The sequence below is a fragment of the Bacillus sp. FSL W7-1346 genome (assembly GCF_038593335.1).
In the GTDB taxonomy this organism is placed as follows: Bacteria; Bacillota; Bacilli; order Bacillales; family Bacillaceae; genus Bacillus; species Bacillus altitudinis.
Map to the genome: position 1 here is coordinate 3,418,653 of NZ_CP151988.1, position 13,020 is coordinate 3,431,672.

Sequence of the window (13,020 nt, forward strand, 5' to 3'; positions counted from 1 at the left end):
TTTCATCAATATACATAAAATGACACATACAGAATGTATTTCAACAAAAAAAGACCTTTCTCCTGCGAAAGGCCTCTCTTCTCTATTTAAATGTCGTTTCCCAATTAAATCCGATTGCCTCATCATTCCACGCAATTCTCTTCTCATCTGGTTTTTTTGGGTCATACGATTCTGTTGTAAAATACACAATCTGCAGCGGCGTCTCGCCTAATACGCGGTAGCCATGGGCAACTCCCTTTGGGATGAGGAGCAGCATCGGATTATCTTCTCCCATATAATACACATCGGTTTGATCCTTTGTCGGAGAATCTTCTCTCAAATCGTATAAAACGACCTGTGCATGACCTGCTGGGAAAAACCAAACATCGTCTTGTTTTTCATGATAATGAAAGGCTTTGATGACTCCTGGGAAACTTTTCGACCACGACGCCTGCCCAAAGCGCTTCAGCATCGGTTCGTCATCTCGAATAAGCTCTGCGAAAAAGCCGCGATCATCACAATGTTTCATGAGTTTTTTCGTTTGTACACCATCAATCATGCTGCTCGAATCTCCCTTCTTTCTGCAAGTATTCGTGAAGTGCATCCTTCCAATGTCTTGGCTTCCAGCCTGTCGCTTCAATCGCTTGAAGATCTAAAACAGAGTAGGCGGGCCGAGGTGTTTGGAAACCATACTCTTCAGTGGAAATGGGTTCAATTGTCGTAGACAGACCGCTTGCTGCCACAATTTCTGTCGCAAAGTCAAACCATGAACAGCTTGCTCGGTTACTGACATGATAAATACCTGCTTTCTGGTCAAACAAGTGAATCAAAGCTTCTGCGGCATCCTTTGTATAAGTAGGAGACCCTAACTGATCATTGACGATGCGCAAATGATCCTTCGTTTCAGCCAGTCGAAGAATGGTATTCACAAAATTATGTCCCTCATGTCCATAAAGCCACGATGTCCGAATGATCTTCACTTCATCTGACACAAGATGAATCAATTCTTCTCCAAGTTTTTTACTCTTTCCATAAATGGTTTGTGGATCTGCTTGTGCGTCGATTTGGTAAGGGGTATCCGCTTGCCCATCAAATACATAATCTGTGCTAACATGTAACACATCAGCCCCTACGTTCTTAGCCTCAAGCGCTGTATAGTAGGCGCCAATCCCATTCACAAGATAGGCTTTTTCCGTTTCTATTTCGCATTGATCCACAGACGTATAAGCAGCCGCACTGACAACAATATCCGGACGGAAATGTCTCATTGCATGTCTGACTGCCTGTTGATCTGCGATATTCAGCATACTCCTTGTTAAAGCAATGACGGTGATGTCTTTTTCTTTCAGCTGTTTCGTCAATTCTTTCCCTAATTGGCCGCCTGCACCGGTGATTAAAACTTTCATCGGTCACCCTTCTTCACTTTGATCATATTTGGCACGATACCAATCGATCGTTTTTTCGATACCTTTTTCGAATGAAGTTGCCTGCATCCAGCCGAGCTCTTCTTTTAGCTTACTGGCATCAATGGCATACCGCCTGTCATGCCCTTTCCGGTCTTGAATAAACGCGATTTGGTCATGAGAGATGCCTAGATGTGTGAGAATGGTTTTGGTTAAATCAAGATTTGTTTTCTCGTTGCCTCCGCCAATATTGTACACCTGACCGGCTGTTCCGTTTTCTACTACTTGTTTTACGGCTCTCGCATGATCCTCTACATAGAGCCAATCGCGAATCTGCTGGCCGTCTCCGTAAATCGGAATCTTTTCACCATTGACCGCTTTTCTAATAATGGTTGGGATTAATTTTTCTTCATGCTGATAAGGTCCGTAGTTGTTGCTGCATCTTGTGATCATGGCGGGTAATTGGTGGGTGTGGATATAAGATTTCACAAGCAGGTCTGAACTTGCCTTGCTTGCTGAATAAGGATTATTCGGTGAGAGTGGTGTTTGTTCTGTGAAAGCAGGATCATCCGGCTCCAAATCTCCATATACTTCATCTGTGGAAATATGAATGAGTTTATTCGCCTTTCCCTTTAAGACAGCTTCAAGCATACGATAGGTACCAAAGACATTTGTTTGGATAAAAGGTTCTGCTGACTGAATACTGCGATCGACATGTGATTCTGCTGCGAAATGAATGATGGCATCATACGCTTCATCAAATACTTGATCTAGTTCGTCTTGCAGCGTGATATCTCCTTGGACAAAACGGACATGAGGCAGCTTTGATAAATATTCCATCTCCTCTGGATGACTGGCATATGTTAATTTATCAAATACGGTCAGCCGGACATCGGATTCTTGAAGCAGCAGCTTCACAAAATTCAGTCCAATAAACCCTGCTCCACCTGTAATTAAATAAGACTTCGTCATTCGTATCCCTCTTTTTCCTTCATCGTTTCAAACATTTTTGTTGATGCTTCGTGGAGAGATTCATGAGTTCCTGCATCAATCCACCACCCTTTTAACATATCATAGGTCAGCTGGCTATTTGAGATGTAGAGATTATTCACATCAGTAATCTCTAGTTCACCTCGATCTGACGGCGAGATTTCCTCGATATATTGAAAGACGTCTTGATCATAAAAATAGATGCCCGTGACGCAGTAAGATGACGTCGGATGCTCTGGCTTTTCTTCAATTGATAAAATTCGGTGATGAGCAGGATCAATTTCTGCAATGCCAAACCGTTTTGGATCTGCCACCTCTTTCAATAAAACCTTGGCTCCGCTTTCTTGTTGCCTAAAGGCGTCGACAAAAGGGCGTAAAGAATCTTCAAATACATTATCACCAAGCATCAGCACAAATTTTTCCCCTTGAGCAAAGGACTTTGCATAGGATAAACCATCGGAAATACCAGATGCTTCTGGCTGTACTTGATACACAATGTTCATCCCAAGTTCACGATCATCTTCCAGTAACTTTTGAAACAACGGAATTTGTTCTTCCTGTGAAATCAGCATCACATCTACAATTCCTGCTTCTTTCAGTTTGAATAATGACCAATAAATCATCGGGTATGGACCAACCGGCAGCAAGTGTTTGTTGAAAATCTTCGTTAATGGTGCCAGCCGTGATCCCTTTCCTCCTGCTAAAATAACTCCCTTCACATCTACACATCCTTATGTTCTTTTTGGTGTGAATTCATGAGGTGTATAAGAATGTTTTTCACTCGTTCGATTCCTTTTCCATCAATGAGTGAACGTCCATTAAGATGAATGCTTCTGCGGAGAAAATAGCTGTCAGACAGTTTTTGAACAGCTTGCAACAGGTCTTTTTCTTCCACAAGGTCACCTAATCCAAGGTGAAAACAAGCGCCCTTTTGCGCAAACATGCTCGCTGTCACTGCTTGGTGGTCTACTTGCGATAGGACAATGCTGGGCACCCCGATACAAATTACCTCATATAACGTCATACCGCCTGCTACGATAGCCATATCAGCTTCTGATAAAAGAACCGGTAGTTGATCTGTATGTTGAATGAATTGGATATGTTCCGCCTCTACTTGCTCTTTGATGTGAGAGGCTTTTCCTGCGACCGCTAAAATGTCTAGGTGATTTGTTTGAAGAAGCGCCGATACAGCCTTTGATAACAGACCGCACGGATCACTACCGCCAAGACTGATGACCACCTTTTTACATTCTTTCCGAACCTCATATGTGTCTTTGAATCGATTAATCTCGTGATCTAACAATAAATAGGGCGTTCCATGATAATAAGCCGTGCCATTAAGCTGCTCGTGCTTCCCGTCCAGACCGCCATAAATGCCGTTTATGACCGTGTCTGCAAGCTGACAGGCTTCCTCTCTTTTTTCCTCAAATAAGACCAGCCTCGCACTATCGCAGGAGTCTTTGATCATTTGAAGAAACTGAAGATCACAATCAAGGACATCTATAACTAAAAGGTCAGGCTTTAGCTTTTTGATGTCTTGTTGGACCTGGAGAAGCGCATTAGACTCATGCACCATGTGAACGTACCACTCTGGGTGCGAAAGTATTTCTACACAAATCTGATCATTTGTATAGAAATATAAGTCGTTCCCTTCCTGAAGCAGTTCTTTTGCCAAACGTTTCATTCTGACGACATGCCCCATTCCTCTTAAAAAACCACCATAAACAACAATCATGATTTTTTTGTTCATTCAGCATCCTTCTGTCTCACAGATTGATTCAAACGAACAATGTCTGGATGTTGTTCACAGATGGAAATGAGCTCAGCTGTCGGCACAGCAATAGAACCACCAGCTTTCTCTAGTAAACGGGTAGCAAACACATAATCTTCTTCTGTATCAATCGTGAATCGATAAGCAGGATATGCAAGTTCTTTGGGCGGTGTGAATAATTGAAGGGAAAATTGCTCGGGATGCTTTCTGATATACAGCGTGACATGCTCACGTTCTGAATAAGTGAGGGGAAATTTGTCGATTTCACATAAAATAGATGCTTCAATCATTTCCCCGGAAATACCGAGTGGTGTTCCGTTCGTATATGTGTAATCAGCCTTTTCCTGTCTATGTTTTTCAAGCATTTTCGACAAAAGCGAAGGATCTATAAATGGATTGTCTCCCGTTAAACGTACAACCGTTTTAGGTTCAAATTGGCGGACAATCTGCGCAAACCGCTCAAGCACATCTGCCTCACTGCCTCGAAACACCTTATAGCCCTTTGACATACAATATTGAGCCAAATAGTCATCCTCTGGCTCGACCGTTGTGGCAATCATAAGGTTTTGCATGTTGTGATGGTAATCATCTGATTGCTTCACCCGCTCCACAATCAAATCAATCAGCGCCATGCCGCCGATCGGTTTCATCACTTTTTTAGGCAGTCTTGTTGACCCCATCCTAGCCTGAATGACAAAAAGCACATCATGCATCATCATGAGACTCCTGCTGCGTCAGTACGTCTTTCCACGAAACGCCTGTATGAGCTGGGATGTCTCTCACAGCCATTGTGCCAAGTAGAACCGGCATATATCGCGGATGCAATCCCTGATTTTTTTGTCCGGGGCGCAGCACGGCTACATTTTCTGACGTGAGGGTCTCACCCTTTGCAATGCCTTTTGTCGTAAAAATTCCTCGATACGCAAATTCTCGAATCTGCCCTTCAATGGCTGTTGTCGTTTTATAAGAACTGCCAAGAAGCTCCTCTGGTAATGAATGAACGTCTATTTCTGCTTGATTCCGCTGCTTTTCTGCTGCTCGAATGTGCTGAACCATTTCCTTTAATTCTTCAGGATTAAGAGCAAATGAATGATCCGCTCCGGGTAATGTTTTATCTATTGTAAAATGTTTTTCAATCATTGCTGCCCCGAGCTTCACAGCGGCTACTGGCGCTTCCGTCGGGTGTTCGCTATGATCTGAGAAGCCAATGACTGCTTCAGGGAAAGCGGACCTTAAGGTTTGAATCACCCGCAGGTTCGTATACGCTCTAGGCGCTGGATACTTTGCCACACAATGCATGATGGCGACTTGCTTATTTTGCTGGCTCGTAATCGTTTCGTATGCTTCATGAACATCTGCAATGGTGGCCCCAGCTGTTGAAAAAATGATCGGCTTTTGAAAAGAAGCCGTATGACGCAAAAGAGGCAAATGGTTGATTTCATAGGATGCCAGTTTAAAAGCAGGCGGATTCGTTTGATTCAATAAATCAGCCGATTCTTCGTCACACACGGTGCTTAAAAACATCAGTCCTTTTTCCTTACAATGTGTCAATAAGATAGGCAGCCATTCAGGCGGCATCTCCATTTGTTCCACTAAAGAAAAAATAGACACTTCTTCTCCTTTGGCCGTTTCGTATAACCCCGGTTCCTTTTGATACATCCGATCCGCTTGAAACATTTGAAACTTCACCGCATCAGCCCCTGCTTCTTTTGCCACATCAATTAAAGCAAGTGCCTGATCCAGCTTTCCATCATGATTAATGCCTGCCTCTGCAATGATAAAGACAGGCGCATCATCTCCCACTTTGCGATCTCCGATATAGAAATGCGCCATCTTACCTCTCTCCTTTTTTCGGCCACACATGGTAATACAAAAAGGCATTTGTTGTCCTAAACCCCATCTTTTCGTACAGCTGGATGGCTGTCGTATTATGAAGCTGTGTCCCCGCAGAAATGAAGTGATGCCCTCTGTGATGAGACACTTTCATCATCTCAATAAACAGCTTTTTTCCGATCCCTTTTCCTTGAACGTCCGGTCTAATCGCAAAAAGCTCAAGCCCCATCTCATGCCCCTTTGTCATACCTTGAATCAAGCCAACCACTTCATCATTTACCTTGGCAACGAGGTTAATATCTGCGCGTCCAAGTAGGTTGTTTCTCATCCACTCCTGATAAAAATGCTGAACAACACGCTGGTCTAAATATGGATCAAGGGCATAACGGCTTTTCACAAAAGCCTGATCACCTAGTAAGACCGCCTCATCGTAATCCTTTTCATCTGGCACACCCATCACCACATCTTGATCTGATAATGGCATCTCCATGAGAGCAGGCGGTGCCTCAAGCCTAGTGAGACCACCGACATAATACACATGGGATAGTTTTTGAACAATGCGGTTTTTTTCAAGATCAGCCGCCTCAAGACGTAAAAAGAAAAAATCACATTTTTCTGTTCTCATCCAATTGATGAATCTCTCCATCAATTCTTTAAAGAGCAGCGCTGATTCAGCTTCCACAAACTTCACATGAAAAATATGCTTGTCAAAAATACCGCTCTCCCATTTGGACCATTCGTATAGCAGCACTGCTTTGAGCTTAGCGCCGCTGACAAGAGCAAACTGCTTGAATCCTGTCATGCGTTCCGCTTCATGACCATATGTTTTCAGCCAAGCTGCCAGCACCTGATCGTCTATTGCATGAACGACTTTCATGAAGAGGCCTTCTTGTCTTTTAAAATTGACACAACTGCGGTGATGACATCCTGCACATCTTCATCTGTCATACTTGGATAGAGCGGGAGCGAAAGCGTTCGTTTGTAATAAGTGAGTGCCTCAGGGAAATCCTCTGGTGAATGGTTGTAGGTCTCTTGATAATATGGATGCAAGTGAACGGGAATAAAATGAACACTCGTGCCGATTTTATATTCCTTTTGCAGCTGATCAATCATGTCATCGCGTGTGATCAGTGCTTCTTTTGGATCAACTTGCAGTACATATAAATGCCACGCATGTCTTCCCTCATCATGTACAGGCGGCAAGATGAGACCAGCTTCATATTGAAATGCCTGATTGTATGTCTTCGCAATCTGTTCTCTGCGTGTCTGCATCTCCTTCAACCGGCTTAGCTGAACGAGCCCTAACGATGCTTGCACGTCAAACATGTTCATTTTATAGCCCGGTTCCTCGACCTCGTAATACCATGTTCCCTTTTCTCCATAACGATTCCACGCTCCCTTACTCATGCCATGGAGCGCCAGCCTTCTGATTCTAGCTGCAAGGGCATCATCATTTGTCGTCAGCATGCCGCCTTCACCAGTCGCTATGTTTTTCGTTGCATAAAAGCTAAAAGCGGTCGCATCACCAATTGATCCAATCGGTTGATCGTGATAGGTCGTATAAAGGGCATGAGCGGCATCCTCCAGCACGAACAAATCATACTTCTTGGCAATCGCTAAAATTTGGTCCATATCACACGATTGACCAGCAAAATGTACAGGCACAATGGCTTTTGTATGTGGTGTAATGGCCGCTTCTAATTTTTTCGCATCTAGATTGAGTGTCGCCGGATCAATATCGACGAAAATAGGGGCTGCCCCCGTATGGATGATCGTATTGGCTGTTGCGCAGAACGTCAGAGGCGTTGTGATGACCTCATCACCAGCTCCAATGCCTCTCGCCTTTAACGCTAAAAATAGAGCAGCTGTGCATGAATTCACTGCTATTGCGTGCTTTGCTCCAGTCAGCTGCTTAAACTCTTCTTCAAACTGTCTCACTTTTGGTCCGGTGGACAACCAGCCGGACTTTAATGTTCCAATGACTTCATCAATTTCTTCCTGTTCAATAAAAGGCAGTGCATAAGGAAGAAATTGTGCTCTCTTTTGTCCCATATCGCTTGCACACCCCTATCTTCATCTCTGAAAATCCACGCCTGTTTTTGTTTTGAGCAGAGAAAGCAGAACATCGGTCGATTGTGCATGCGGATAATGTTCTTGAATGAAACGAGCCCCTTGCTGTTTCGCCAGCTTCATTTCTTGTTCATCCGATAAAATACGGATCGCTTTCTCGGCCAGCTCAATAGGGTTTTCCATGTGGCAGCTGCCAAGCGACTCGTAATAAGGGTATCTTCTGCCTTCTGTCATTTTTCCAATCAGTACACTCTTTTTAAAGAGCATTGCTTCCAGACCAACTGTTGATGTGAGCGTAATGACCATATCCATATACGGCAGGAGGTCATACAAGTCGATCTCTTTTTTAATTAATCTCACATGGTTCCCCGCACGCTCAATCGCTGTGTAGTCATTTAATCGATTTCGAGCGATTTCCCACGGATGCGGCTTCATAATCAGCTGAATGTCTTTCCTTTTTGCAATTGTTTTAAGAACATCACCGTAAAAGGCTTCTGAAAACGGCTGTGTTGCCACAAGTACAGTCTTTTTGGCAGGGTTGAAGTTTAATTTACGAAAGACCATTTCCTGTTGAAGCGGTGTTCGCTCCTGCACCAAATCAAATCTCGGGTGACCTGTGATCTCCACCTGCTCAGGCTGACAGCCTTTGTTTACATACCAGTCCTTTTCATATTTTCCAAACACCCCGTGGCAGGTGGTGAAAATCGGCAAAAAGGCTTCGTCTCCCATGAGCGCACCGTGCTGAAGACAAATACTTGTGAGATGGCGCTTCACAGTTTGTAAGGCGAGCACACGGCTATATGCATCCTCCGTCGTCCCAACAACAACAGCTGCAATAGGCTGCATCTCAAATAGCGTTTCTATTTGGTCAATTACATCAATAAATTGCACAAGGTCCTTCCGAAGCTTTTCTCTAAAAAAGACATTGCCAAAGACAGGATGCTGGGCGTAAGGTTTCAATAGAGCATTTGCTTTTTCAATATATTCAACATGGGCTTCTTTATTAACCTCTCCGGCTAATTCCGGCTTGCTGATCACTGGTAATCCGAAATAATCAGCCTTCTTCCAGCGCGCGAGCACCACTGTTTGGTTCGGATGGAACCGCGTGTAATTTTGTTCAGTAAAACGCAGGTGTTCAAAGTGAAGCAGCACCTTTCCATGACTCGGGCGATAAGGGGTACGCTTGATCTGCTGTTTATGCTGATCAAAAAAGGGCTGAATGTCTTGCGGCTTTGGACAAGTCGTTGACAGCTCTTCACCAAACGCCTCATCTTCCATACGTTCCCTCACTTCAGGACTGATGTATTGATAAAAATTACTGATTAATCCAAGGGGTATGTGGCGATAGGATAAGTCTTTCATCAGATTCACATACTCAAAGTACACTTGCCAATAATGATGAATATAATGCGACACTTAAGGTCACCTCCCATGTCTTTGTTTTAATATATGGCGGAGCTCCCTGCAGGTAGACTGCGGAGGAAGTGCTTGAATAAAATCGCTTTTCTCTTCTTCTGCCAACTGATAATGAATAGACTGTTCTGTGATGTAGTTTGTATCCAATACCTCATCAAAAGGGTAGAACGGATAAAAGTGATTTAATCTAAAAAAGAACCGGGCATCTCCTATTCGATAAAAATGCGGACTCTCGTCCCAGTAGGATCCAAACTCAGCACGAATCTTTGTTAAAATGGATGCACGATGTACAACCGAGCAGTGATCAATGGCACAAGGTGCATTCCACTGCACCGTTTGCGCAGGTCGAATCGTTTCCTTTACTGGCTCTTTTTCGCTATTTAAATAGATAACTTTTGAACTAGAATAGACAATTTCTTCATTCGGACGAGCATCTAAATATTTCGTGAGCTTCTCTAAACGGTCTGGTGCATAGACATTGTCATCTGTGGCATAGGAAATATACTCGCCCTTTGCCTGTTCTAATGCTTGATTAATGAGGACGGCATAGCGTGTTTTCGCCGTTCTTTCCTCCAGCGTTTCCACCCCGCTTTGGATAAAATGGACGCGTGGATCTTTACGGAAAGGCTCAATAGCAGCAAGAGTTTGTTCGTTTGATCCATCATCCATGATAAAAAGTTCAAGGTCTGACAAGGTCTGCTGCAGCACCGCTTCAATTGATCTGCCAACGTAGGCCGCTTTGTTGTAGCTCGTCATAATGACCGTTACTTTCGTCAATGTTTTCACCTCGGTCTCTTTTAAACTATGGTTATCATATGTGTCTCCTCTTAAAGAGACTGTAGAGTGACCTATTTTTTATAAAATTGGATTTTTTTCATGATCTATCTTTGAAAAACGTAAAAATTTTGGTAATATAAGTAATCATTTATGTGTATTAAAGGAGTAAAGAACATTGGAGTATATGAAGAGTGATCTCTCCCAAGAAGAGGAAGCAAAAGGTTTTTTTCGATTCTTTAAAATTTTTGTCGCGACAAAAACGATTATTCGCTCATATGAACATACCTCTATTCCCATGTGGCTGATGATACTCCTTGCAAGTATCGCTGGTACAAGCTGGATGTACGAAGGGTATTTTAGTGAGTATATGGGCAATCATATTCCATATCCTTTTATTCTGTTACACGGAGCAGGTTTTGGTATTTTAGTAGGCAATTTTCTTCTATTTTTCGGTTCATTCATTTTACAGTGGTTAGGACGACTGTTTTTTGGCAGTAAAGCGCCGTATCGAGATGTGCTCAAAGCTTGCACACTGACGGTCATTTTTCCTTCCACCTTATTTGCTCTTACTTGGATTATTACTGTGGGGTTGCTTGGTCCGTATACATTTGTGAAAATCTCACCCTATTTAGACCAGCACTATGAAGTATGGTATTATCTCAGCGTTTTACCACTGGTTGATGCGTATACCAAGGCATGGATATTTGGGATGGCTGTTTTAGGCCTTGTTGCTGTGATGAAGCTGAGAATATGGCAGGCCTTTATCATTGCCATCGCACCGATCGCCTTATTTTTTCTCACGATGACCCTTCTCTATGACGTCCAGCGGGCTATGAATTGGTTGATGTAAAGAGGCATTCCTTAAATTGTTGGAAACCTTTGCAATCTAGGCAGTACGAATAAGGGGTTTGTCTGAATACTGAGGAACTGCACAAAGCAGTTCCTTTTTTTCGTTCAATGTACATATTCTCTCTTCCTGTCTCATAGTGTGAAAGAGAAAAAGAATGCTATGGAAACAACAGGCGCTTTTCTGCCTTCTGTTTAGAACACCATGAGGAAAGAGGAGGAACGTTATGAAATTGAAAAATCAATTTGGGCAAGGTTCGGGTTTCGAAGGTCAAGATTTTCGCCAGCAACAATATGGAGCAAATCCGTATCCTGCGCAGCAGATGGGTTATTCAGTCCCTCCCCAAACGCAGGGTCAAATGCAAGGTCAAATGCAGCAGGGGTATTCGCCAATGCCGTCTACTGGTACTTCACAAGGAGGCCAAGGTGGGCAAAGTGGCGGGCAGCCCTATCAAATTCCTTCGGGACCGATTTATCAGCAGAACGTCACCGGTCAGCTGCCGCTTGAGCAGTCCTATATTGAAAATATTTTACGATTAAACCGCGGCAAAGTAGCCACGATCTATATGACATTTGAGGCAAGTAAAGAATGGAACTCAAAGATTTTTAGAGGGGTCATTGAGGCCGCAGGACGTGATCACATTATCATTAGTGATAACAAAACGGGGACACGATACTTATTGTTAACAATCTACCTTGATTACATTACGTTTGATGGGGAAATTCAATATGACTATCCATACTCGATGTCTACGTATTCTCCGAGATAACCTCAAGGTCATATCAGCAGCAAGGTGCAGACGCCCTTGCTTTTTTCTTTTGTCTAGGTTTTTGACACACCTTCGGGGGAAGGCTCATAAGATGCCTAGTAGTTTTTATTAAACGCCTAGAGGTGACATCAATGACTGTTGAGCTGGATTATACATCGCCGAATGTCAAATATTCATTTGATTTGAATCAAAGCCCCCTTGTGAAATATGATCAACACAATCTGATTAATGTTTTAGGAAAAAAACAATTAAATTCGCTCGATCAAGTATCTCTGCTGGATATATATTTGAGTAAAAGCAAAGTAGTAGAGCCTCATTATCATCAAAATGCTGCCGAGCTTGTTTATTGTATCGCCGGCTCTGCTGCTGTATCCATGTTGAACCCTTTTACAAAAAAGCTGTCCACCTACACCATTACCCCTGGGCAGGTAGCCAATGTGCCACAAGGCTGGTGGCATTATGAAGTCGCCTTGCAGGACAAAACCCATTTGTTAGCCATTTTTAACGCATCGACGCCAGAAGTCATCTTAGGTTCAGACCTTCTAACCCTCACGCCTTCACACATCATGGCACATACTTATTGCATGAACGAAACGCAGTGGAAGCAGGCGACGCAGCCTGTGAAGCCTGGTGTGTTTATCGGGCCTTTCTGCCACCGGGAGGAAGAGACACAAACGCACCCTGTCCCGCCTTCTCACTATGTACCTTATTATCAAGCACCTCCGAACTATTCTCCTTATTGGAGTTAAGAAAAAAACCGATGCCCCTATGAGAGCATCGGTTTTTTATCTTATAAATTTTTTGCTGCTGCAATCACTAGCATGATCCAAGAAGCGATAAATGCCACTCCGCCAATTGGTGTAATGGCACCTAGAATCTTCACCTGAGTCAAGGCAAGCACATAAAGGCTTCCTGAGAAGAAAAGAATGCCTGCCAGCATCACCCAGCCAGCGGTCGGCACTAGGGAAACACCTGACAGTTTATCTGCCAGAAAGGCGACAATAAATAGGCCAATGGCATGGAACATCTGATATTGAACCCCTTTATTCCATATCTCAATATACTTTTCAGGAATTTTCCCTTCCAGTCCATGTGCACCGAAGGCTCCAAGACCAACCGCAAGCATGGCGTTAATGGCACCTAATATGAAAAATAGTTTCATTCG

The 13,020-nt window shown here is 43.4% G+C and carries 15 protein-coding genes; 3 read left to right on the forward strand and 12 right to left on the reverse strand.

Translation table 11 applies throughout. The annotated features are described in order from the left end of the window. Nucleotides 1-82: 82 nt before the first annotated feature. The 11 genes from NST09_RS17645 to NST09_RS17695 are packed head-to-tail and all read right to left on the reverse strand — an operon-like array spanning nucleotide 83 to nucleotide 10,239. The gene (locus NST09_RS17645; protein WP_017360110.1) at nucleotides 83-538 is read right to left on the reverse strand and encodes a dTDP-4-dehydrorhamnose 3,5-epimerase family protein; all 456 of its coding nucleotides are present in this window, start codon (nucleotides 536-538) and stop codon (nucleotides 83-85) included. Continuing rightward, nucleotides 531-1,385, reverse strand: a complete 855-nt coding sequence (rfbD, locus tag NST09_RS17650) for a dTDP-4-dehydrorhamnose reductase (RefSeq protein ID WP_057078905.1) — start codon at nucleotides 1,383-1,385, stop codon at nucleotides 531-533. Before rfbD ends, NST09_RS17645 begins: the two co-directional genes overlap by 8 nt. 3 nt (nucleotides 1,386-1,388) lie before the next feature. Further along, a complete protein-coding gene (gene rfbB / locus NST09_RS17655; RefSeq protein ID WP_342493162.1) occupies nucleotides 1,389-2,354 on the reverse strand; it encodes a dTDP-glucose 4,6-dehydratase in 966 nt (321 codons plus the stop codon). Continuing rightward, entirely contained in the window at nucleotides 2,351-3,091 is a 741-nt protein-coding gene (locus NST09_RS17660; RefSeq protein ID WP_017360113.1) for a sugar phosphate nucleotidyltransferase, read from the reverse strand. Before NST09_RS17660 ends, rfbB begins: the two co-directional genes overlap by 4 nt. Nucleotides 3,092-3,093: 2 nt before the next feature. Beyond that, entirely contained in the window at nucleotides 3,094-4,122 is a 1,029-nt protein-coding gene (locus NST09_RS17665; RefSeq protein WP_342493163.1) for a glycosyltransferase, read from the reverse strand. Continuing rightward, complete coding sequence (locus tag NST09_RS17670; protein WP_017360114.1) at nucleotides 4,119-4,859, reverse strand: glycosyltransferase family protein; 741 nt, start codon at nucleotides 4,857-4,859, stop codon at nucleotides 4,119-4,121. Before NST09_RS17670 ends, NST09_RS17665 begins: the two co-directional genes overlap by 4 nt. Next, nucleotides 4,849-5,976, reverse strand: coding sequence for an N-acetylneuraminate synthase family protein (locus tag NST09_RS17675; protein ID WP_342493164.1), 1,128 nt, complete (start codon nucleotides 5,974-5,976; stop codon nucleotides 4,849-4,851). The genes NST09_RS17670 and NST09_RS17675 overlap by 11 nt, the downstream gene beginning before the upstream one ends. A 1-nt stretch (nucleotide 5,977) precedes the next feature. After that, nucleotides 5,978-6,853 (reverse strand): GNAT family N-acetyltransferase, encoded by an 876-nt coding sequence (locus tag NST09_RS17680; RefSeq protein WP_148779826.1) that lies wholly within the window; start codon nucleotides 6,851-6,853, stop codon nucleotides 5,978-5,980. Then, the gene (locus NST09_RS17685) at nucleotides 6,850-8,028 is read right to left on the reverse strand and encodes a DegT/DnrJ/EryC1/StrS family aminotransferase (protein WP_342493165.1); all 1,179 of its coding nucleotides are present in this window, start codon (nucleotides 8,026-8,028) and stop codon (nucleotides 6,850-6,852) included. Before NST09_RS17685 ends, NST09_RS17680 begins: the two co-directional genes overlap by 4 nt. Nucleotides 8,029-8,049: 21 nt before the next feature. Further along, the gene (locus NST09_RS17690) at nucleotides 8,050-9,462 is read right to left on the reverse strand and encodes a CDP-glycerol glycerophosphotransferase family protein (protein ID WP_035702453.1); all 1,413 of its coding nucleotides are present in this window, start codon (nucleotides 9,460-9,462) and stop codon (nucleotides 8,050-8,052) included. Nucleotides 9,463-9,468: 6 nt separating this feature from the next. After that, on the reverse strand, nucleotides 9,469-10,239 hold the full coding sequence (locus NST09_RS17695) for a glycosyltransferase family 2 protein (RefSeq protein ID WP_342493560.1): 771 nt from the start codon (nucleotides 10,237-10,239) through the stop codon (nucleotides 9,469-9,471). Between the two features lie 175 nt (nucleotides 10,240-10,414). Here NST09_RS17695 and NST09_RS17700 point away from each other — a divergent pair, with 175 nt between their 5' ends. The 3 genes from NST09_RS17700 to NST09_RS17710 all read left to right on the forward strand — a co-directional run bounded on the left by NST09_RS17700 (nucleotide 10,415) and on the right by NST09_RS17710 (nucleotide 12,604). After that, nucleotides 10,415-11,089, forward strand: coding sequence for a YIP1 family protein (locus NST09_RS17700; RefSeq protein ID WP_008343625.1), 675 nt, complete (start codon nucleotides 10,415-10,417; stop codon nucleotides 11,087-11,089). Between the two features lie 223 nt (nucleotides 11,090-11,312). After that, the gene (gene gerQ / locus NST09_RS17705) at nucleotides 11,313-11,855 is read left to right on the forward strand and encodes a spore coat protein GerQ (RefSeq protein WP_007497781.1); all 543 of its coding nucleotides are present in this window, start codon (nucleotides 11,313-11,315) and stop codon (nucleotides 11,853-11,855) included. Between the two features lie 131 nt (nucleotides 11,856-11,986). Then, nucleotides 11,987-12,604 carry a cupin domain-containing protein gene (locus tag NST09_RS17710; protein WP_019743221.1) on the forward strand — a complete coding sequence of 206 codons (618 nt, stop codon included), beginning with the start codon at nucleotides 11,987-11,989 and terminating at the stop codon, nucleotides 12,602-12,604. Nucleotides 12,605-12,645: 41 nt separating this feature from the next. Here the strand turns inward: NST09_RS17710 and NST09_RS17715 are convergent, their stop codons facing one another. Continuing rightward, complete coding sequence (locus NST09_RS17715; RefSeq protein ID WP_003215282.1) at nucleotides 12,646-13,017, reverse strand: DUF423 domain-containing protein; 372 nt, start codon at nucleotides 13,015-13,017, stop codon at nucleotides 12,646-12,648. Nucleotides 13,018-13,020 lie beyond the last annotated feature (3 nt).

Bases quoted from the DNA above. Each gene is read 5' to 3' on its own strand.
- NST09_RS17710 (WP_019743221.1), top strand. From the start codon at position 11,987: ATGACTGTTGAGCTGGATTATACATCGCCGAATGTCAAATATTCATTT.
- rfbB (WP_342493162.1), bottom strand. From the start codon at position 2,354: ATGACGAAGTCTTATTTAATTACAGGTGGAGCAGGGTTTATTGGACTG.
- rfbD (WP_057078905.1), bottom strand. From the start codon at position 1,385: ATGAAAGTTTTAATCACCGGTGCAGGCGGCCAATTAGGGAAAGAATTG.
- NST09_RS17685 (WP_342493165.1), bottom strand. From the start codon at position 8,028: ATGGGACAAAAGAGAGCACAATTTCTTCCTTATGCACTGCCTTTTATT.
- NST09_RS17680 (WP_148779826.1), bottom strand. From the start codon at position 6,853: ATGAAAGTCGTTCATGCAATAGACGATCAGGTGCTGGCAGCTTGGCTG.
- gerQ (WP_007497781.1), top strand. From the start codon at position 11,313: ATGAAATTGAAAAATCAATTTGGGCAAGGTTCGGGTTTCGAAGGTCAA.
- NST09_RS17645 (WP_017360110.1), bottom strand. From the start codon at position 538: ATGATTGATGGTGTACAAACGAAAAAACTCATGAAACATTGTGATGAT.
- NST09_RS17675 (WP_342493164.1), bottom strand. From the start codon at position 5,976: ATGGCGCATTTCTATATCGGAGATCGCAAAGTGGGAGATGATGCGCCT.
- NST09_RS17665 (WP_342493163.1), bottom strand. From the start codon at position 4,122: ATGAACAAAAAAATCATGATTGTTGTTTATGGTGGTTTTTTAAGAGGA.
- NST09_RS17670 (WP_017360114.1), bottom strand. From the start codon at position 4,859: ATGATGCATGATGTGCTTTTTGTCATTCAGGCTAGGATGGGGTCAACA.
- NST09_RS17715 (WP_003215282.1), bottom strand. From the start codon at position 13,017: ATGAAACTATTTTTCATATTAGGTGCCATTAACGCCATGCTTGCGGTT.